Annotated in this window: 19 protein-coding genes; 9 read left to right on the top strand and 10 right to left on the bottom strand. The window is 64.1% G+C overall.

The window, feature by feature from the left end; translation table 11 throughout:
• Positions 1 to 2 precede the first annotated feature (2 nt).
• The 6 genes from AC2A04_RS05800 to AC2A04_RS05775 all read right to left on the bottom strand — a co-directional run bounded on the left by AC2A04_RS05800 (position 3) and on the right by AC2A04_RS05775 (position 6,848).
• The gene (locus AC2A04_RS05800) at positions 3 to 506 is read right to left on the bottom strand and encodes a L,D-transpeptidase family protein (RefSeq protein WP_484211337.1); all 504 of its coding nucleotides are present in this window, start codon (positions 504 to 506) and stop codon (positions 3 to 5) included.
• Between the two features lie 70 nt (positions 507 to 576).
• Entirely contained in the window at positions 577 to 1,866 is a 1,290-nt protein-coding gene (locus AC2A04_RS05795; protein WP_484211336.1) for an adenylosuccinate synthase, read from the bottom strand.
• Between the two features lie 171 nt (positions 1,867 to 2,037).
• Positions 2,038 to 3,156, bottom strand: a complete 1,119-nt coding sequence (locus AC2A04_RS05790) for an ATP phosphoribosyltransferase regulatory subunit (protein ID WP_484211335.1) — start codon at positions 3,154 to 3,156, stop codon at positions 2,038 to 2,040.
• Between the two features lie 113 nt (positions 3,157 to 3,269).
• Positions 3,270 to 4,853 (bottom strand): phosphoglycerate dehydrogenase, encoded by a 1,584-nt coding sequence (serA, locus tag AC2A04_RS05785; protein WP_484211334.1) that lies wholly within the window; start codon positions 4,851 to 4,853, stop codon positions 3,270 to 3,272.
• A 182-nt stretch (positions 4,854 to 5,035) separates the two neighbouring features.
• Complete coding sequence (locus AC2A04_RS05780; protein WP_484211333.1) at positions 5,036 to 6,175, bottom strand: phosphoserine transaminase; 1,140 nt, start codon at positions 6,173 to 6,175, stop codon at positions 5,036 to 5,038.
• Positions 6,176 to 6,272: 97 nt separating this feature from the next.
• Positions 6,273 to 6,848: a TlpA family protein disulfide reductase gene (locus tag AC2A04_RS05775; protein ID WP_484211332.1), complete on the bottom strand. Its 576-nt coding sequence runs from the start codon at positions 6,846 to 6,848 to the stop codon at positions 6,273 to 6,275.
• A 19-nt stretch (positions 6,849 to 6,867) separates the two neighbouring features.
• On the opposite strand from AC2A04_RS05775, the gene argH reads away from it, so the two are divergent.
• The 4 genes from argH to AC2A04_RS05755 all read left to right on the top strand — a co-directional run bounded on the left by argH (position 6,868) and on the right by AC2A04_RS05755 (position 10,674).
• Positions 6,868 to 8,277: an argininosuccinate lyase gene (gene argH, locus AC2A04_RS05770; protein ID WP_484211331.1), complete on the top strand. Its 1,410-nt coding sequence runs from the start codon at positions 6,868 to 6,870 to the stop codon at positions 8,275 to 8,277.
• Entirely contained in the window at positions 8,274 to 8,525 is a 252-nt protein-coding gene (locus AC2A04_RS05765) for a hypothetical protein (protein ID WP_484211330.1), read from the top strand. The genes argH and AC2A04_RS05765 overlap by 4 nt, the downstream gene beginning before the upstream one ends.
• A gap of 9 nt (positions 8,526 to 8,534) precedes the next feature.
• Positions 8,535 to 9,794: a diaminopimelate decarboxylase gene (gene lysA / locus AC2A04_RS05760; RefSeq protein ID WP_484211329.1), complete on the top strand. Its 1,260-nt coding sequence runs from the start codon at positions 8,535 to 8,537 to the stop codon at positions 9,792 to 9,794.
• 106 nt (positions 9,795 to 9,900) lie between these two features.
• Positions 9,901 to 10,674 (top strand): precorrin-2 dehydrogenase/sirohydrochlorin ferrochelatase family protein, encoded by a 774-nt coding sequence (locus AC2A04_RS05755; RefSeq protein ID WP_484211693.1) that lies wholly within the window; start codon positions 9,901 to 9,903, stop codon positions 10,672 to 10,674.
• On the opposite strand, the gene AC2A04_RS05750 is transcribed toward AC2A04_RS05755, so the two are convergent.
• Both AC2A04_RS05750 and AC2A04_RS05745 read right to left on the bottom strand, forming a co-directional pair.
• A protein-coding gene (locus tag AC2A04_RS05750; RefSeq protein WP_484211328.1) for an IS5 family transposase occupies positions 10,671 to 11,452 on the bottom strand; the annotation gives its coding sequence in 2 pieces (ribosomal slippage) (positions 10,671 to 11,128 and positions 11,128 to 11,452; 783 coding nt in all). The two genes, AC2A04_RS05755 and AC2A04_RS05750, sit on opposite strands and share 4 nt — an antisense overlap.
• 403 nt (positions 11,453 to 11,855) lie before the next feature.
• Positions 11,856 to 12,764 carry an SDR family NAD(P)-dependent oxidoreductase gene (locus tag AC2A04_RS05745; protein WP_484211327.1) on the bottom strand — a complete coding sequence of 303 codons (909 nt, stop codon included), beginning with the start codon at positions 12,762 to 12,764 and terminating at the stop codon, positions 11,856 to 11,858.
• A 193-nt stretch (positions 12,765 to 12,957) separates the two neighbouring features.
• Here AC2A04_RS05745 and AC2A04_RS05740 point away from each other — a divergent pair, with 193 nt between their 5' ends.
• Positions 12,958 to 14,424, top strand: coding sequence for an OprO/OprP family phosphate-selective porin (locus AC2A04_RS05740; protein ID WP_484211326.1), 1,467 nt, complete (start codon positions 12,958 to 12,960; stop codon positions 14,422 to 14,424).
• Positions 14,425 to 14,499: 75 nt separating this feature from the next.
• On the opposite strand, the gene AC2A04_RS05735 is transcribed toward AC2A04_RS05740, so the two are convergent.
• Positions 14,500 to 15,600: a branched-chain amino acid aminotransferase gene (locus tag AC2A04_RS05735; protein WP_484211325.1), complete on the bottom strand. Its 1,101-nt coding sequence runs from the start codon at positions 15,598 to 15,600 to the stop codon at positions 14,500 to 14,502.
• Between the two features lie 412 nt (positions 15,601 to 16,012).
• Positions 16,013 to 16,573, bottom strand: coding sequence for a hypothetical protein (locus AC2A04_RS05730; protein WP_484211324.1), 561 nt, complete (start codon positions 16,571 to 16,573; stop codon positions 16,013 to 16,015).
• 25 nt (positions 16,574 to 16,598) lie between these two features.
• Between AC2A04_RS05730 and AC2A04_RS05725 the strand changes: the two genes are divergently transcribed.
• The 4 genes from AC2A04_RS05725 (at position 16,599) to AC2A04_RS05710 (ending at position 18,708) form a co-directional block, all read left to right on the top strand.
• Positions 16,599 to 17,354, top strand: coding sequence for a TlyA family RNA methyltransferase (locus AC2A04_RS05725; protein WP_484211323.1), 756 nt, complete (start codon positions 16,599 to 16,601; stop codon positions 17,352 to 17,354).
• A 121-nt stretch (positions 17,355 to 17,475) separates the two neighbouring features.
• Positions 17,476 to 18,030 (top strand): TspO/MBR family protein, encoded by a 555-nt coding sequence (locus AC2A04_RS05720; protein WP_484211322.1) that lies wholly within the window; start codon positions 17,476 to 17,478, stop codon positions 18,028 to 18,030.
• Positions 18,031 to 18,096: 66 nt separating this feature from the next.
• Positions 18,097 to 18,348, top strand: a complete 252-nt coding sequence (locus AC2A04_RS05715) for an accessory factor UbiK family protein (protein ID WP_484211321.1) — start codon at positions 18,097 to 18,099, stop codon at positions 18,346 to 18,348.
• A gap of 93 nt (positions 18,349 to 18,441) precedes the next feature.
• Entirely contained in the window at positions 18,442 to 18,708 is a 267-nt protein-coding gene (locus tag AC2A04_RS05710) for a hypothetical protein (RefSeq protein ID WP_484211320.1), read from the top strand.
• Positions 18,709 to 18,710 lie beyond the last annotated feature (2 nt).

Raw genomic sequence — 18,710 nt, 5'->3', positions numbered from 1 at the left:
GATCAAGGAAGAATCTCGATTGGCGTGCCATCGCCTACAAGTGCCCACAATTCCTCGATTTCGGCGTTGGACACGGCAATGCATCCATCGGTCCAATCGCCTGACATTCGCCCTCTTTCGAGTTGATTGGGTTGGCCATGGAGGAAAATCTGGCCGCCGGGAGAGCGGCCCTGCGACTCGGCAAAGGCACGATCGCGCGCATCGGGGTAGGAGATGTGCAGCGACAGGTGGTAACCGCTCTCCGGGTTCCCGAAATCGATCTGGTACCGGCCTTCCGGCGTGCGCTCGTCGCCCTCGAAACGCTTGGCGCCGGTGGGCTCGTCGCCAAGCTGGATTGCATCGTAAGTGCGCAGGACACGACCGTCGGCCCCGAGCAGCAACAGGCGGCGTGCGGCCTTTTCCACGCGAACAGAGAGGATGTCTTCGGCGTGCAGATCGTCGGCACGCGCAGAAGCGTTCAGCAACAGGGCCAGTGGGGCCAAGGCCAGCATGGCGCGAACGGTCATGGCCCTGCTTTAGGCCACAATGCTGCAGATCCCAACCCGCCCTCGGCAAGAGGAGCGGGCCAGCAGGCTGTCAGTCGACGAAGGGATCGCGAACGAGGATGGTGTCCTCGCGCTCGGGACTGGTCGAAACCAGTGCCACCGGGGTCTCGATCAGTTCCTGCACGCGCTGGATGTACTTGATCGCCTGCGCGGGCAGATCAGCCCACGAGCGCGCCCCGGCGGTCGTGCCGGCCCAGCCGTCCATTTCCTCGTAGATCGGCTCGACCTCGGCCTGATCTGCAGCGTGGCTGGGGAAATAGTCGAGCACCTTTCCGCGCAGACGGTAGCCGGTGCAGATCTTCACCTTTTCCAGACCATCGAGCACGTCGACCTTGGTCAGCGCGATGCCGGTCACGCCCGAAATGGCGCAGGACTGCCGCACCAGCACGGCATCGAACCAGCCGCAGCGGCGCTTGCGACCGGTGACGGTGCCGAATTCGTGGCCGCGCTCGCCCAGACGCTGACCCGTCTCGTTCTCAAGTTCGGTGGGGAAGGGTCCGGAGCCGACGCGGGTGGTGTAGGCCTTGACGATGCCGAGCACGAAGCCGGTGGCATTGGGACCAAGGCCCGAGCCCGAGGCAGCGGTGCCCGAGACGGTGTTCGACGATGTGACGAAGGGATAGGTGCCGTGGTCGACATCGAGCAGGACGCCCTGTGCGCCTTCGAACAGGATGCGGGCACCGGCCTTGCGCACCTGGTTGAGGCGCTTCCACACCGGCTGCGCGAACTGGAGGACGTAAGGCGCGATTTCCCGCAGTTCGTTGATCAGGGCTTCGCGATCGACCGGCGGCTGGCCGAAGCCCGCGCGCAGGGCATCGTGGTGGGCGCAGAGCCGATCCAGCTGCGAATCGAGCGCATCAAGGTGGGCGAGGTCGCAAACGCGGATCGCGCGACGGCCGACCTTGTCTTCATAGGCAGGGCCGATGCCGCGACCGGTGGTGCCGATCTTGCCCGCGCCGGCAGCCGTTTCGCGCAGACCATCGAGATCGCGGTGAAGCGGCAGGATCAGCGGGCAATTGTCGGCAATCGCGAAGTTCTCGGCGTTGATGACAACGCCCTGGCCGGACAGCTTCTCGATCTCTGCCTTCAGGGCCCAGGGATCGAGCACCACGCCATTGCCGATAATCGAAAGCGTGCCGGTGACAATGCCCGAGGGCAGCAGCGAAAGCTTGTAGACCTGCTCGCCCACGACGAGCGTATGGCCCGCGTTGTGCCCGCCCTGGAAGCGGACCACGGCATCGGCGCGGCTGGCGAGCCAGTCGACGATCTTGCCCTTGCCCTCATCGCCCCACTGGGCACCGATCACGGTTACATTGGCCATGGATATACTCCTCCAGCCTGCCCCCTCAACGCCAAGCGGCTGGATCCTCAAGACGCCCTTCGACAGGACTCGGCGAAACGGGATGGATGAGCGGGACGAAAGGCCCCGGATTTCGAGCCGCGCCCTAGGGGCGTAAGGGGCGCGAAGTCAAGTGCGCGACTGGTTTTCGCGTCAGATCTGGTGCGGCCCATCCGCGCCGAGCACGTGAGTGCAGCCCAGTGTTGCGGCGCTGTCCATTTCACTGAGCGCAGCAACCGTGCGCCATCCGATCGAGCGAAGCCGCGCAGCTTCGTCGCGATCGTGGCCCAGCGGCAGAAACACCCGGTCTTCGGCGGGTTCGCTGGCGGACAGGAGATCGATCAGGGCATCGGGGTAAAGCGAGAAGCCAGTCGCGACTTCGCCCGCCCCGCTGCCGGCGATCCGGTAGGTGCCGCCGCGTCCGACGATGCCGCGCACGCCCTCGGCATAAAGCGTGAAGCCGAACCAGGTCTGGTATTCGAAGCCATGGCGTTCGCTCGGGTCGAGCGTCAGGCGCGCAACGCCGCCGAGGCTGGCAGCGATTTCGCGCAAGGCCCTGATGCGGCTGGCGAGCGCACCGCCTGCGTCGATCGCGGCGAGCTTCTCGATCGCGCTGTCGAATTCGCCGGTGGCATAGAGCAGCGGCACGTAGGCTTCTCCGCCTACATCGCGCAGGCCGCCAGCATCCTTGGTGTCGAGTTCGCGACGGACGGCTTCGACCTTGTCCGGATCGAGCGGCAGCGCCTTGACGGCGAGCGTATCGACCAGATCGGGCAGGGTGAAATCGACGCTGACGCCGGTGGCGCCAGCGGCTTGCAGCGCCTCAATGGCGAGTGCCACGACTTCGGCGGCGGCGGCGACATTGTCAGCACCGACGAGTTCGGCGCCGCACTGCAGCTTTTCGCGCGAAGGATCGAGGCCGTCTGCCTTGATCGTCACCACTTGCCCGGCATAACACAGGCGCAACGGGCGCGGGGCTTCGGCAAGGCGCGTCTCGGCAAGGCGGCCGATCTGCGGCGTGTAGTCGCTGCGCAGCGCCATCATCCGCAGGCTGGACGGGTCGACAAAGCGGAACATGCGGCGCGACTGGATACCGGCCATGCGCGCGGCAAAGCTGCGCTCGTATTCGATCGAAGGCGGCATGACCCGGTCATAGCCGTGGCCGTGCATCGTGCCGTGGATCGCGCGCATCACGCGCGTTGCCGTGGCCGCATCGCGCGGCAGGCGGTCTTCGAGGCCCTCAGGCAGCAGATCGGAATCGACGTCGCTCATGCGCGGGCGCTTAGCGGGAAGTTAGGGCCATGTCGATGAACGGCACTGCATAAACGCGAAGGGCGGGCACATCGCTGCACCCGCCCCTCGACTTGTTCGTCAGATGCCGAAGATCAGAACTTCAGCGCCTTGACCACGCGGACGCCCTGAATGTCGCAGGCGGCCTTGAGCACGTCTTGCGGAACCGGGTTGTCGAGCGAGAGCAGCAGCACCGCTTCACCACCGGCATCACGGCGGCCCAGATGGAAGGTGCCGATGTTGATGCTGTTTTCACCCAGCAGCGTGCCGATACGGCCGATGAAGCCGGGAGCGTCGGTGTTGACGATGTAAAGCATGTCGCCATCGAGATCGGCTTCGATGCCGATGCCGAAGATTTCGACCAGACGCGGCTGGCCGTTGCCGAACAGCGTGCCCGCGACCGAGCGTTCGCCTTGGCTGGTGCCGACGGTGACGCGCACCAGCGTGCGGTATTCGCCTTCGCGATCATGGCGCACTTCGCGCACGTCGAGCCCGCGCTCCTTGGCGAGGAACGGCGCGTTGACCATGTTCACGGTCTGCGAATACTGCTTCATCAAGCCTGCGAGCACTGCAGCGGTGATCGGCTTCTGGTTGAGCTGGGCTGCCGCACCTTCGACCTCGATCGAGATCTTGGTGAGGTTGTCGTGCGCCAGTTGGCCGACGAGGCTGCCCAGCTTTTCCGCCAGCGCCATGTAGGGCTTGAGCTTGGGAGCTTCTTCTGCCGAAAGCGAAGGCATGTTGAGCGCGTTGGTCACCCCGCCGCTGACAAGGTAGTCGGCCATCTGTTCAGCCACCTGCAGCGCGACGTTGACCTGCGCTTCGTTGGTCGATGCACCGAGGTGCGGGGTGCAGATGAAGTTGGGCGTGCCGAACAGTGGCGATGCCTTGGCGGGCTCCACTTCGAACACGTCGAGCGCGGCGCCTGCGACCTGGCCCGAATCCAGCGCTTCCTTGAGCGCGGCTTCATCGATCAAGCCACCGCGCGCACAGTTGACGATGCGCACGCCCTTCTTGGTCTTGGCGAGGTTTTCACGGCTGAGGATGTTGCGAGTCTGGTCGGTCAGCGGCGTGTGCAGCGTGATGAAGTCTGCCTTGGCCAGCAGCGTATCCAGATCGGCCTTCTCCACGCCCATCTCGATGGCGCGCTCGGGCGTCAGGAACGGATCGAAGGCAACGACCTTCATGCGCAGGCCGAGCGCGCGCGATGCGACGATCGAGCCGATGTTGCCCGCGCCGATCAGGCCGAGCGTCTTGCCGGTGACTTCGACGCCCATGAAGCCGTTCTTCGGCCAGGTGCCTGCCTGCGTCTGCGCGTTGGCTTCGGGAATCTGGCGAGCGAGCGCGAACATCAGCGCGATCGCGTGTTCGGCAGTGGTGATCGAGTTTCCGAACGGGGTGTTCATCACCACGACGCCCTGCGCCGAGGCCGCCGGAATATCGACATTGTCGACACCGATGCCGGCGCGGCCGATGACCTTGAGGTTGGTGGCGGCGGCGAGGATTTCCTTGGTCACCTTGGTGGACGAACGGATGGCAAGGCCATCGTATTCGCCGATGCGGGCGATCAGCTGTTCGGGGGTTTCGCCGGTGATCACGTCAACGTCGCAGCCCATCTCGGTGAAGATGCGGGCGGCGTTGGGGTCCATCTTGTCGGAAATGAGAACCTTGGGCTTGGTCATGTTTCGATCCAGTCCGATGCAAAAGCGTTCGTCATGCTGAACTCGTTTCAGCATCCATCCCTCGACATGAAGTGTCGGTGCTTGGGGAGGGATGGACCCCGAAACAAGTTCAGGGTGACAGTCGATTTATGGGAGGCGTTGGCATCACCCCAATGCTTCGGAGTGATGCCAAGCGATGTGGTTTAAGCCGTAGCCAGTTCGGCCTTGGTCGTCTCGTAGGCCCAGTCGAGCCACGGGCCGAGGTCAGCAATGTCCTCGGCGTTGACGGTGGCTCCGCACCAGATGCGCAGGCCCGCCGGGGCATCGCGGTATCCGGCAACGTCGTAGGCGGCTTCGGCCTTTTCGAGCAGGGCGGCAAACTTCTTGATGAAGTCTGCATCCGCGCCTTCGACCGAGAGACACACCGAGGTCTTCGACCGGGTGGCTTCATCGGCGCACAAGTGCGAAAGCCACGAACGCTCTTCAACGATCTTGTCGAGCGCCGCGGCGTTTGCATCGCTGCGCGCCTTCAGGCCTTCGAGACCGCCAAGACCTTTGGCCCATTCAAGCGCGAAGATCGCGTCTTCGACCGCGAGCATCGAAGGGGTGTTGATCGTCTCGCCCTTGAACACGCCTTCGGCGAGCTTGCCCTTGGACACGAGGCGGAACACCTTGGGCAGCGGCCAAGCGGGCGTGTAGGTTTCAAGCCGTTCGACCGCGCGGGGGCCAAGGATCAGCACGCCGTGGCCGCCTTCGCCGCCCAAAACCTTCTGCCAGGAGAAGGTGGCGACGTCGATCTTCGACCAGTCGATATCATAGGCGAAAACCGCCGAGGTGGCGTCAGCAAAGCTGAGGCCTTCGCGGGTCTCGGGGATGAAATCGGCGTTCGGAACGCGGACGCCCGAGGTCGTGCCGTTCCAGGTGAACAGCACGTCGTTCGACCAGTCGATCGCGTTCAGATCGGGGATCTGGCCATAGTCGGCGCGCATGACGGTCGGTTCGAGCTTGAGCTGCTTGACCGCATCGGTGACCCAACCTTCACCGAACGATTCCCAGGCCAGCGTGGTGACCGGGCGGGCACCCAGCATCGTCCACATCGCCATTTCGAAAGCGCCCGTATCGGACCCCGGAACGATGCCGATGCGGTGCGTATCGGGCAGTTGCAGCACTTCGCGCATCAGGTCGATGCAATACGCAAGGCGCGACTTGCCGATCTTGGCGCGGTGTGACCGGCCCAGCGATTCGGTGGCGAGTTTTTCGGGGGCGTATCCGGGCGGCTTGGCGCAGGGACCGGATGAGAAGAACGGGCGCGCAGGCTTGCGAGCCGGAATCGTAGCAGACATGTAGTCTCTCCTTACAGAGAGCACGCGCGGCGTTGGGACCGCGTGGCCCGCCGGTCGCTCTAGTGGCGCGGACCGATATGTCAAATGATGTTTGGCGCTACTGCCCCAAGGTATCGGCCAGCATCGCGGTGGTGCGCGGACCCGACCAGTCGTGCGCGCCGATCATGCGCCAGACTTCCTTGCCTTGCGCATCATAGAGCACGGTCGTTGGCAGCACGCCGGTTTCATAGTGGAAGCCGAGATTGTTGTCTGGGTCGAGCCAGGGTTCGAGGCGCGCGAACTTCTTTCCGGCGAAAAACTGCGCCACCTTGTCGTTCCCGGCCATATCCTGCGAAACCGTCAGCACGCGAAGCTTGCCTGCGCTATCTGCCGCCAGCTTGTCGAGCATCGGCATCTCGAGGACGCAGGGGCCGCACCATGTGGCCCAGAGGTTCACCAGAACCGGCGTGCCCCTGAGGTCGCGCAGCTTGAGCGTCTTGCCCGATGGGTCGGCCACGGTGAAGTCGGGCATCTGCGCACCACGGTTGGCGATATCGAGCGTGCCGTTGAATTCGCCCTGGCTTGCGCTTTCCGTAGGGGTCGCGCTGCTCTGCGGTTGCGAGTCGGGCTCAGCTTGCCTATCGCACCCCGCGACGGCGAGGGCCGCGACCAGAAGCAGCAACTTGGGCGACATTGAGGACGGGCGGACGGATATGAGCGGCAATTCAGGCTCCAACCAGATGTGGGGCGGACGCTTCGCAGGCGGCCCTTCGGCCATCATGCGCGAAATTAACGCCTCGATTCCCTTCGACAAGGCGCTGTGGCGGCAAGATATCGCCGCGTCAAAGGCCCATGTCGACATGCTCGGCGTCCAAGGCATCGTTTCGGCCGAGGATGCGGCCTTGATCGCGCAGGGACTCGACAAGGTTGCTGCCGAGTATGAAGCCAACGGGGTGCCCGAGAACTGGGACCTCGAAGACATTCACATGACCACCGAGAGCCGCCTTGCCGAACTCATCGGCCCTGTGGCCGGGCGCCTGCACACCGCGCGCAGCCGCAACGATCAGGTGGCGACCGACTTCCGCCTGTGGGTGCGCGAAGCCATGGATCAGGCCGAACTCGGACTGAAGCAGCTTCAGTTGGCGCTGGTGGGCCGCGCTGGTGAGCACGCCGATTCGATCATGCCGGGCTTCACCCATCTGCAGACCGCTCAGCCGGTCACGCTCGGCCACCATTTGATGGCCTATTACGAGATGATCGGGCGGGACCGCTCGCGCTTTGCCGATGCGCGGGTGCGGATGAACCGCAGCCCGCTGGGTGCAGCGGCGCTGGCAGGAACCGGGTTCCCGATCGACCGATTTCGCACTGCAGAGGCGCTAGGCTTTGACGGGCCGACCGACAACAGTCTCGATTCGGTGTCCGACCGCGATTTCGCGCTCGATTTCCTTATGGCCGCAGCTCAATGCTCGCTGCACCTTTCGCGGCTGGCCGAGGAGTTCATCATCTGGGCAAGCCAGCCCTTCGGTTTCGTCACGCTGCCCGACAGCCTTTCGACCGGCAGTTCGATCATGCCGCAGAAGAAGAATCCCGACGCCGCCGAACTGGTGCGCGGCCATTCGGGGCGGATCGTCGGCTGCCTGACCGCGCTGATGATCACGATGAAGGGCCTGCCGCTCGCCTATTCGAAGGACATGCAGGACGACAAGCCGCCGGTGTTCGAAGCTGCCTCGCTGCTCGCGCTGTCCATCGCGGCGATGACCGGGATGGTGGCCGAGGCGACGTTCCGCACTGTTCGCATGCGCGCTGCCGCCGAACTTGGCTATGCCACCGCCACCGATCTTGCCGACTGGCTGGTGCGGCAGGCGAATATCCCGTTCCGCGAGGCGCACCACATCACCGGGTCTGCGGTAAAGCTTGCCGAATCGCGCGGGATCGCGCTCGACCAGCTTTCGATCGAAGACCTCAAGGCGATCGACGAACGCATCGACGAGCGCGTCTATGCCGCGCTATCGGTCGAGGCGAGCGTGGCGGCGCGTTGCAGCCATGGCGGAACTGCGCCGGACGAGGTAAGGAAGCGCGTGGCCCAGGCGCGTGTGGCGCTGGGGCTGGAGGAATCGGCTTGAGCGTTCTGCGCACATCTTTGCTGGCAACCCTTGTCGCTCTCGCCCTCGGGGCTTGCGGCAACCGGGCCGAGCTGAAGCTGGCGCCCGACCAGACGCCGCCGCCCATCCCCTATGGCCGCGAGGTGCAACCGGGTGCGGACGATCTGCTCAAAAGCCCCGCGCAGGCAGCCCCTGCGCGCAATGTCGAGCCGCGTCGCCGCTCGCAGGATCGCGAAGACGATCCTTTCGACCTGCCCCCTGAGACTTGAGAATTTCCAATGGATCATTTTGAACTTTCGAACGGCGTGCTCCATGCCGAAGATGTCGCCCTGCCGGTGATTGCCGCCGAAGTCGGCACGCCCGTCTACGTCTATTCGCGCGCAACGCTGACCCGCCACGCCCGCGTGTTCCGCGATGCGCTGGGCATTCTGCCCGCCGTGAAGATCGCATTCGCGGTCAAGTCCAACCCAAACCTTGCCGTGCTCAAGGTGCTGGCGGCCGAAGGTTACGGCGCCGATGTTGTGTCGGGCGGCGAGATGGAACGCGCGCTGGCCGCAGGCATGGACCCGCAGGGCATCGTGTTCTCGGGCGTCGGCAAGACCGCAGCCGAGATGCGCCGCGGGCTCGAAGCCGGGATCGGCCAGTTCAACCTCGAAAGCGAGGAAGAAGGCCTGGAGCTTGCCGAGATCGCCGCGTCGATGGGCAAGTTCGCCTCTGCAGCCCTGCGCGTAAACCCGGACGTCGATGCCGGAACCCACGGCAAGATCTCGACCGGCAAGGCCGAGAACAAGTTTGGCGTGCCGTTCGACCGGGCAGCGGCGATCTATGCGCGGCTTGCCGAGACGCCCGGATTGAACATGCGCGGCCTCGCGCTGCACATCGGCAGCCAGCTGTCGTCACTCGATCCGCTGGAAGCTGCCTTCACCAAGGTCGGTGGATTGATGCAGGCAATTCGCACTGGTGGCCATGCGGTGACCCACATGGATCTCGGCGGCGGTGTCGGCGTGCCCTACAAGGCCGGCGAAGTCTTCCCGCAGCCCGCCGAATATGCCGCCATGGTCGCGCGCGTGACATCGGACTGGGACGTGACGCTGATGTTCGAGCCGGGCCGCGTGATCACCGGCAATACCGGCGTACTGGTAACGGAAGTCGTGCGCGTAAAGGAAGGTGCGGGCAATCCATGGGTCGTGGTCGATGCCGCGATGAACGATCTGGCGCGGCCTGCGCTCTACGATGCCTGGCACGATTTCGCCGCTGTTGAGCCGAATGGCGATACGTTCACCGCCAACATCGTCGGCCCGATCTGCGAAAGCTCGGACACCTTCGCCATGGCGCGGACCATCGACAAGGTCGGGCGCGGCGATCTCGCCGTGTTCCGCACGGCGGGGGCCTATGGCGCGACGATGGCCAACACCTACAATTCACGGCCCCTCGTGCCCGAAGTCATGGTGGATGGAGGCAAGTGGGCCGTGGTGGCTGATCGCATCGATCCTGCGACGATTTTGGCGGCAGAGCGCGTGCCGGAGTGGCTTGCGTGAAAAACATGCTTCGACAAGCTCAGCACGAGCGGGTTTGGGAGGGAAGATCAGACCCGGCCACGTTCGTCCTGAGCCTGTCGAAGGACGTGCGCACAACCCCATGACCATGCACAGCCTCCCCCTCTTCCACCGTATCGCGGGCCAGCCGGTGATCCTGCTGGGCGAGGGGGATGCCGCCGAGGCCAAGCAACGCCTGATCGAGCGCGCGGGCGGCGTGATCTACCGCGACATCAATGCGGGGGTCGACGACGGCGCGCGCCTTGCGTTCATCGCGCACGACAATCCCGCGATGGCCGAAGGCGACGCAATCCGGCTGCGCTGCGCAGGCCTGCTGGTCAACGTGGTCGACCGGCCCGAACTGTGCGATTTCACCACGCCCTCGATTTTGGACCGCGACCCGGTGCTGATCGCGGTTGGCACGGGAGGGGCCTCTGCAGGCCTCGCCAAGATCCTGCGCCTGCGGCTGGAGCGGATGCTGCCGCAAGGCCTCGGCGCGCTTGCCAGCGCACTCGAAGAAGCGCGCGAGGGGATGCGCAAGCGCTGGTCCTCGGTGGCCGATCGCCGCCGTGCCCTCGATGCGGCACTGGACGAGGGCGGGGACCTCGACCTGTTCCGCGCGGGCAGCGAAGGGCGTGTAGGCGACTGGCTGGCATCAGGCGCGGAAGGCCAGTCCGGGCGGTTCGAGATTACGCTGACCTCGAACGACCCCGAAGATCTGACATTACGTGCCGCGCGGTTGTTGGGGCAGGCGGATGTAGTGATGCATGATGCCGATGTGGCACCAGAAATATTGGCGCGCGCGCGGGCGGATGCCGTCAGAACGACAACGGGCTCCAACCAGCCCAAAGGCGGCATCGTGGTCGTACTGAAGCTGGCTTAGGCGGCGTGGACAAATTTGAGCCAATATCTGGCGGTCGCGATATGGACCATGCCGAGGAAGCTGTTGGCGAGCTGGTCGTAGCGGGTAGCGATGGCGCGGTTGATCTTGAGATGGCCGAACATGCGCTCGATCCGGTTGCGCTGCTTGTAGAGCGCCCCGTCATGTTTGATCTTTAAGCGACGGTTTGCCCGGCCAGGAATGACGGCCTCGATATTCCGTTTTGCAAGGTCGGCACGGATTGCGCCGGCATCATAGCCCTTATCGGCGAGCAAAGCGTCGGGTGCTCGCTCGGGCAGGTCGATCAGGGCGTAATAGGCTTTGCAGTCAGCCGCTTCGCCGACGGTCAGATGGAAGGCGAGTGGTCTTCCGAGGGCATCGGCCAGACAGTGAAGCTTACTGGTGAACCCGCCCCGCGAGCGGCCAAGAGCGCGTCGATGAGTCCCCCTTTTCCGCCCGCTGCCGACACATGGGCGCGAACGGTGGTGCTATCGATGCTGTAGTGGCCGCTGTCCGCCATGACTTCTGCGAGTGTCACGGCAACTGTTTCCCAGACCCCGGCTTCGCTCCATCGCCGGAACCGCCGATAGATGGTGTTCCAGCTGCCATATTTGGGCGGCACGTCGCGCCACGGAGCGCCACAGCGGAGCCGCCACAAAATGCCGTTGATGATTGAGCGGTTCTGCTCAGGCGGCCTGCCTCGACCACGGCTCTCAGGCTCGATGGGCAACAATCCCTTCAAAACGCGCCATTCCGTCTCAGTCAGATCGCCCCGGCTCAAACCTGCCTCCCAAAAAGCAGCCTTGAATCAATGTCACCGGCACGCGTCAATCGGGTTCTTGCATCCAGATGGACGGGCTTCTTTGCGTTGACAGGGCATTGGGCTATCCAATGCCAATGAGCGACGGCGGATATAAAGGTGGGGCGACGGTCGAAGGCCGTTGGGGATGCATAGCCTCCGCCATCTTGGGCGTGCCCGTCTTCATGTTCCTCCTACTCGCCGATGCATTGGGCGACTGCGCACCGGACACCGCGTGCAAGAAGGGCTTTCTAACCCAAGTCCTACTGCCCACCGCGATTGTCGCCATCGGGGTCGGCCTTCTCGTGCGCTGGGCAGTCAAAGCGGCTAAGCGTAATGACCCTGACTGAACGCAGCAGCGCTCACCGGAATTTGTCCACGCCGCCTAGCCCTTCATCGCCGCCTGCAACTGGCCGATGATTACCTGACTCTGCTCCGCGCCAGACTGGGGCGCGAAATCGCCGGTGCGGTCGCTGATCTTGTCCCATTTGGCCGCAAAGCCTTCCACGGTGCGTTCGCCGGGAGCCAGTAGTACGCCCTTGTTCATCGTGACCCATGCGCCGTGGTATGCGCCGCCGCCCGCGCCGACGATGGCGTTGGTGGGACTATTCTCTGACACAAGAAACAGCGCTGCGGGCACCACGTTCTCAGGGCCGAACAACTTGAAGGCCTCTTCGGGGAAGATGTCCTCGGTCATGCGCGTGGCGGCGACCGGGGCCAGCGTGTTGACCTTGATGTTGTTCTTCGCGCCTTCGAGGTAGAGCGTCTTGGTGAGCCCGGCGAGGCCGAGCTTGGCCGCGCCGTAGTTGGCCTGCCCGAAGTTTCCGAACAGACCGGTGGACGACGCCGTCATCAGGATGCGGCCGTAGTTCTGCTCGCGCATCGTGTCCCAGCAGGCCTTGGTGGCGAAAGCCGAGCCGATGAGGTGGACGCGCACGACCATCTCGAAATCGGCCGGGTCCATCTTGGTGAAGCTCTTGTCGCGCAGGATGCCGGCATTGTTGATCAGCACGTGGACGCCACCCCAGCGTTCCTTGGCGCGTGCGACCATCTCGACCATCTGATCGTATTCGCTGACCGAGCCGCCGTTCGACATTGCCTCGCCGCCCATGGCCTCGATTTCCTCGACCACCTTCAGAGCGGCGTCGGAATGGCCGGTGCCATCGCGCGCGCCGCCCAGATCGTTGACCACGACCTTCGCCCCCCGGCGGGCGAGTTCGAGCGCATAAGCGCGGCCAAGCCCGCCGCCTGCACCCGTGACGATGGCAACGCGGCCTTCGAAGGAAATGCTCATGGATCGACTCTCCGATCGTGCAGCTAACCGCACGCTTAACATGGCGCGCAGCGATGCCACGGGAGTTGCGCCAAGGCAACCGCAACCACGGTTTGCGTCTTCGCGACATTACAGACAGACCACCGTCAACAAACTGTAACGAATCAGCAATAATGGGCCATGATCCGATTGGATCGATCGAAGGGATTTCTCGATGAAGCTTGCCCTATGCGTCTCTGCGCGCGTTTCTGCCGTGGCGCTGGCCTGCGGTGCCGGATGGGTTGCCCCTGCGCATGCCGCCAGCAGCAACGCCGAACTGGCCGCCATGCAGGCGCAGCTGCAGCAGATGCAGGCCCAGATGCAAAGCCAGATGCAGGCAATGCAGGCCATGCAATCGCAGATCGAACTGCTGCAGGGCCAATTGGCCGAAGCCAGGGCCAAGACCGACGCGACCGCCACGGCAGTTGCCGCGATTCCCGCAGCATCGGTCACGGCCAAGACCCCTGTCGCGATCACCTGGGACGGTGCGCCCCGCATCGAAGCTCCGGTCGATCCCAAGAACCCCAAGGCGGGCAAGTGGAGCTTCAAGCCGCGTGGCCGTCTGCAAATCGACACCGCGACCGTACAGGCCCCCGGCGCGATCGGCAGCAAGAGCCTCGGCATCGGCACCGAGTTCCGCCGCGCCTACCTTGGCGCCGATGGCACCATTCCGGGTAACTTCGGCTATCGCATCGAGGCGGACTTCGCCAACAGCGCGGTGGACCTGACCGACCTTTACCTGACCTACAACGGCATCAAGAACGTCACCATCACGCTCGGCCAGCACAAGCCGTTCGGTTCGATGGAGGACATGACCTCGGACCTGCTCACTAGCTTCATGGAGCGTGCCGCGTTCAACACGGCATTCGGTCTGGAACGTCGCGTCGGTCTTTCGGCGCAGTACCAGAAGGGCATGGTCATGGTGCAGGCGGGTGCCTTCACCGACAACGCCGCCGACCTCAACACCGACAGCAACAACAGCTATTCGATCGACGGCCGCTTTGCGCTGCAGCCCAAGGCATTCGGTGGCCAGCTCCATGTTGGCGGTTCGGCCCACTTCCATGACCTCAACGACGGCTATGCGACGGTCCGCTATCGTGCCCGTCCGTTCACCCACACCACCGACCTGCGGTTTGTGGACACCAAGGCGTTCGGCGCGGTTTCGGAAACGACTTATGGCGCCGAGCTCGCCTGGACGGGTGGCCCGCTGCACGTGGCTGCAGAAACCCAGTGGCTGAAGGCCAACCGCCCCGGCGCGCTTGCAGACCCGACCTTCAATGGCGGTTATGCCGAAGTCGGCATGTTCCTCACCAAGGGTGATACGCTGCCCTATCGGCTTGCCGACGGCGCGTGGAACCGCATCAAGCCGAAGAACGGCGTGGACAAGGGCGGTATCGGCGCGGTTCAGGTAAACGTGCGCTACGACTGGCTCGATCTCAACGACGTTGACGGTGCAGGTGGGGGCGTAATCGGCGGTCGCCAGCAGATCGCGGGTGCCTCGCTGCTGTGGGTGCCAACCGACTACGTGCGGTTCATCGTGAACTATGGCCACCTGTGGATCGACGATGCTGCAGTGGCTGCCGGCACGGACCGCAACTACTCCGCCGACGTTCTGGGCATGCGCGCGCAGTTCGATTTCTGATCGCACGCTGAGCTTACGAAAAAGGCCCGCCATTCCAATGGAGTGGCGGGCCTTTTTCGTTTGCGTGCAACAGCGTCAGACGATGCGCTTGACCCAGCCATGGGTGTCGGCGATCTCGCCGCGCTGGATGCCGACGAGCTTCTGGCGCAGCTTCTGAGTCAACTGGCCGGGGCCGCCCGATCCGATGGTGAACTCACCTGTGTGGCTGGCAACCTTCCCGACCGGGGTGACCACGGCGGCTGTGCCGCAGGCAAAGGTTTCGACCAGCTTGCCCGACGCGGCATCGGCCTGCCACTGGTCGAGGCTGTAGCGGCCCTCGCGCACGCTCAGCCCTTCCTCGGCCGCCAGAGTGAGCAGGCTCGAACGGGTGATGCCGGGCAGGATCGTACCGGTCAGTTCAGGCGTGAGGATAGACCCGTCGTCGAACACGAAGAACAGGTTCATGCCGCCCAGTTCCTCGACCCACTTGTGCTCGGCGGCATCGAGAAACAGAACCTGGTCATGCCCGCGCGCAAAGGCTTCAGCAGTGGGGACGAGGCTGGCGGCATAGTTGCCGCCGCACTTGGCCGCCCCGGTGCCGCCGGGGGCGGCGCGGGTGTAGTCCGAAACCCAGATCGATACCGCAGGCGCGCCCGACTTGAAGTAGTTCCCTGCAGGGCTGGCGATTACGAGGAACTTGTATTCCTTTGCCGGACGCACGCCGAGGAAAGCCTCGGACGCGAACATGAACGGGCGCAGGTACATCGATCCGCCCTCGACGCTGGGAAACCAGTCCTTGTCGGCCAGAACCTGCTGGCGCACGGCTTCGACGAAAAGATCCTGCGGAAGTTCGGGCATGGCGAGGCGGCGGGCCGAGGCGTTGAAGCGTTCGGCATTGGCTTCTGGCCGGAACAGCGAGATACCGCCGTCGGCCTGACGGTAAGCCTTGAGGCCTTCGAAGATTTCCTGCGCGTAGTGGAGCACGGCTGCGGCCGGATCGAGCGGGATCGGGCCGTAGGGAACGACGCGGGCACCGTGCCAGCCACGACCTTCGGCATAGTCGATCTCGACCATGTGATCGGTGAAGGCGCGACCAAACCCCGGATCGGCCAGCACCGCATCGCGCGCGGCCACGGCAACGGGAGCCGGGTGAGGCGTGCGAGCGAAAGTCAGGCTGGTTTCGGCGGTCGTCGCCATGGGAAATGGTCCTTGCGCTAGAATCGGCGGATGGTGCGCCGTGAACTATTGTTGCGCAGAAGGCAAGCGTTATGTAATAAATGTGAAGGGCCGCGCCGGTCTATCCGGGCGGCCCTTCGCATGGTCAGCGGCCGGAAGTGCCGCCCACGAAGCCTCTATCGCTTAATCGAAACTCAGCGATAATGCCTCGCGCGGGACTGTACCGACCTCTGTGCTGAACCATGAGACATCGGATCACCTCCTTTCGCGCTGTTGAGCCAAGGGCGCCACTCTTGCGAATGACTGGACCGGGGGACCAAGAACCCATCGGCCTTGAGGTCAATGTGAGTCATCTCGATCTGAACAACAAGACTTGCATTGATTTTTTTTGGCGTCAGTATCTTCGCTTCGCCGCCGCACAAGGGCCGGGTCTCTAGCGACGGCGGCAATCCTCTACCACGCGACCGACTTCTGCCCATGCCGGCAGGTAGAGCGTGGGCAATCCATTCACTTCCACGGCAAAGCGTCCACGGCTGAAAGCCATGGCATCGAGCAGCGGGTCCTGCGCAGCCAAGGTTGCCTGCAATTGTGGCTGTCCTTGTGCGGCGGGCTCAGCAGAAAGCGCGCGGATTTCGCTGGTGGTGGCGACCGACATCGGCAGCGAAACCGTCGATGTGCCGGTACGGATCAGGGTCACCGTTCCCGCTGCACGGTTGCAGGCAAGGGCAAACAGCGTGCCCGATGGCGAACCGTAGCGCACCACCGACCCCGCCTGCGTCAACTCGTGTCGCCAATCGCCCGGTGTCTGCGGTGCATCGCGCCAATCCTTGAACGCGGCGGGCGGCGGCGGCGGGGGGGGCGGCGGTGCTGGCGCAGGCCGTGGCGCGCTGGGAGGCGGGGGCGGCACTACCGGAGGAGCCGAGCAGGATGCGAGCAACACGAGTGCTGCACAGGAAAATGCAGGGCCGAAGGTGCGGGTGCGATTGATCTTCATGGGCGGGTTATGGGAGTAACGAGCCGTGACCTCAACCCGCCAACCCAAATTGAAAGCCCGGGCCGACCAGTTGCTGGTCGAGCGTGGCCTTGTCGAAAGCCGCGCCCGGGCTCAGGCGCTGATCCTTGCGGGCCTCGTGTTCTCGGGCGAAACGAAGATCGCCAAGGCAGGGCAACCCCTCGCTCCCGATGCTCCGCTCGATGTGCGTGGGCGCGACCACCCGTGGGTTTCGCGGGGCGGGATCAAGCTTGCCCACGCGATCGAAGCCTTCGGGCTGGATCCGACTGGCGTCGTCGCCATGGATATCGGCAGTTCGACTGGCGGTTTTACCGACGTACTGCTGCAAGGCGGGGCGGCGCACGTCTTTGCCGTTGATTCGGGCACCAACCAACTGGCGTGGAAGCTGCGGCAGGATGAGCGTGTCACTGTTTACGAGCAGACCAGTGCCCGCGTGATCACGCCGGGCCACATCGATCGGCCGGCAACCTGGGTGGTGTGCGATGCGAGCTTCATCGCGCTGCGCAAGGTGCTCGAGGTGCCGTTATCGTTGGCGACACGCCCGACGCGGCTTGTTGCCCTGATCAAGCCGCAGTTCGAGGTGGGCCGCGCCGAGGTGGGCAAGGGCGGCGTGGTGCGCGATCCTGCGCTGCACCAACGTGTCTGCGACGAGGTGCGCGAATGGCTCGAAAGCGAGGGTTGGGTGGTCCAGGGGATCGTGCCGAGCCCGATCACGGGCCCTGAAGGAAACGTCGAATTCCTTGTTTCGGCGGAACGAAGCTGACTTATCCCCGGTTACTGTCTCCGTGCGGGATTGTAGTCGGAGCGACTTCGCATTGCGCAAGGCGTTGGGGGCCGTCAATATCCAAGGCGAATCGCGCAATTGCGCATTACAAACGGGTGCCATGAACTACCTCGCTTCTTCCGGTCAGCTTCGTGCCAGCCTCCTGCGTTGGTCGCTCTTCACCGTGCCCTTGCTGCTCGTGCTGGGGTTCTTTTCGGGGCAGGCTGCAGGCAGCGGTCCGGGCAATCCCTGGTTCGATGATCTGGTGAAGCCGGCAATCTATCCCCCGCCGATCGCGTTTCCGATCGTGTGGTCGGCGCTGTACCTGCTGATGGGCATTTCACTTGCCATGATCCTTTCGGCACGCGGTGCGGCTGGGCGGGGTCTGGCGGTTGGAGTGTTCGTGATTCAGCTTGCGCTCAACCTTTCCTGGTCACCGGTGTTTTTCGCCATGCACCAGATCACCGCGGCGTTCTGGATCGCGGTGGCGATGGCGGTCACGATCCTGATGACGATCGTGCTGTTCTGGCGGATACGGCCCGTGGCCGGGATGCTGCTACTGCCCTACCTGGCCTGGGTTTGCTTCGCCAGCGTGCTGACCTTCGAAATCGGGCGGCTCAACCCCGACGCCGATGGCGCTTTCGGCTCCTCCAGTACGGTGCGCGTGTCGATTTGACCCTTGCGGGCGCGCGTCCTGCCGCCCACATAGCGGGGCTGACACGCCTTACTCGGGAATTGAACAATGCAGAGCGAAAACCCGCTGATCGCCGACTTCGTCAAGCTCCTCAACAGCGCGGCAGGTACGCTTGCGGGCATGGGCCGCGAGGCCAGCGAGAGCGCCCGCGAGAAGGCCAAGGAAGTGTTCGGCGGTCTCGACTTTGTCAGCCGCGAGGAATTTGACGCGGTCAAGGATCTCGCTTCGTCCGCGCGTGAGGAAGTGGAAAGCCTGAAAGCCCGGATCGCCGCGCTCGAATCTGCTGCGAAACCCGAGTAACCTCTGGACTAACCTCTGGCGGGAACTGCGAAGACCGCTCGGCGATTGACCTGATGAACCGGTGCCATCCGGCGCGGTCAGGGAAATCCTTTCGTGTTTACGCAACTCAATCCGACTATCCCCCTGCACGTGCTGGGCAAGGGCGATGGCTATGCGATCGGAATGATCGACTACGGCCAGGAGCACAACCTGATCTGGGTAACCGCGCTCGATGAATCGGGCGAGATCTGGTGTGCGCCCAACCACAAGGTCCGTCTCGGCAAGAACTGGACAATGGGGCGTGGTGAGAACCAGCTTATCACCGATGACAAGCGCGCTGCCGCCAAGAGCGGCGAGAACGTGACCGGTATCAGGTCTTAGAG

The sequence above is a fragment of the Novosphingobium sp. HNCC26DJ243 genome, from assembly GCF_057180545.1.
Note: the sequence above shows the minus strand (reverse complement) of the source record. Positions and strands in the feature narration are given on the sequence as shown.

Bases quoted from the DNA above. Each gene is read 5' to 3' on its own strand.
- AC2A04_RS05730 (WP_484211324.1), bottom strand. From the start codon at position 16,573: ATGAAGATCAATCGCACCCGCACCTTCGGCCCTGCATTTTCCTGTGCA.
- AC2A04_RS05720 (WP_484211322.1), top strand. From the start codon at position 17,476: ATGAACTACCTCGCTTCTTCCGGTCAGCTTCGTGCCAGCCTCCTGCGT.
- AC2A04_RS05790 (WP_484211335.1), bottom strand. From the start codon at position 3,156: ATGAGCGACGTCGATTCCGATCTGCTGCCTGAGGGCCTCGAAGACCGC.
- AC2A04_RS05780 (WP_484211333.1), bottom strand. From the start codon at position 6,175: ATGTCTGCTACGATTCCGGCTCGCAAGCCTGCGCGCCCGTTCTTCTCA.
- AC2A04_RS05715 (WP_484211321.1), top strand. From the start codon at position 18,097: ATGCAGAGCGAAAACCCGCTGATCGCCGACTTCGTCAAGCTCCTCAAC.
- AC2A04_RS05735 (WP_484211325.1), bottom strand. From the start codon at position 15,600: ATGGCGACGACCGCCGAAACCAGCCTGACTTTCGCTCGCACGCCTCAC.
- AC2A04_RS05795 (WP_484211336.1), bottom strand. From the start codon at position 1,866: ATGGCCAATGTAACCGTGATCGGTGCCCAGTGGGGCGATGAGGGCAAG.
- AC2A04_RS05745 (WP_484211327.1), bottom strand. From the start codon at position 12,764: ATGAGCATTTCCTTCGAAGGCCGCGTTGCCATCGTCACGGGTGCAGGC.
- AC2A04_RS05755 (WP_484211693.1), top strand. From the start codon at position 9,901: ATGCACAGCCTCCCCCTCTTCCACCGTATCGCGGGCCAGCCGGTGATC.
- AC2A04_RS05800 (WP_484211337.1), bottom strand. From the start codon at position 506: ATGACCGTTCGCGCCATGCTGGCCTTGGCCCCACTGGCCCTGTTGCTG.
- lysA (WP_484211329.1), top strand. From the start codon at position 8,535: ATGGATCATTTTGAACTTTCGAACGGCGTGCTCCATGCCGAAGATGTC.
- AC2A04_RS05740 (WP_484211326.1), top strand. From the start codon at position 12,958: ATGAAGCTTGCCCTATGCGTCTCTGCGCGCGTTTCTGCCGTGGCGCTG.
- argH (WP_484211331.1), top strand. From the start codon at position 6,868: ATGAGCGGCAATTCAGGCTCCAACCAGATGTGGGGCGGACGCTTCGCA.
- AC2A04_RS05775 (WP_484211332.1), bottom strand. From the start codon at position 6,848: ATGTCGCCCAAGTTGCTGCTTCTGGTCGCGGCCCTCGCCGTCGCGGGG.
- serA (WP_484211334.1), bottom strand. From the start codon at position 4,853: ATGACCAAGCCCAAGGTTCTCATTTCCGACAAGATGGACCCCAACGCC.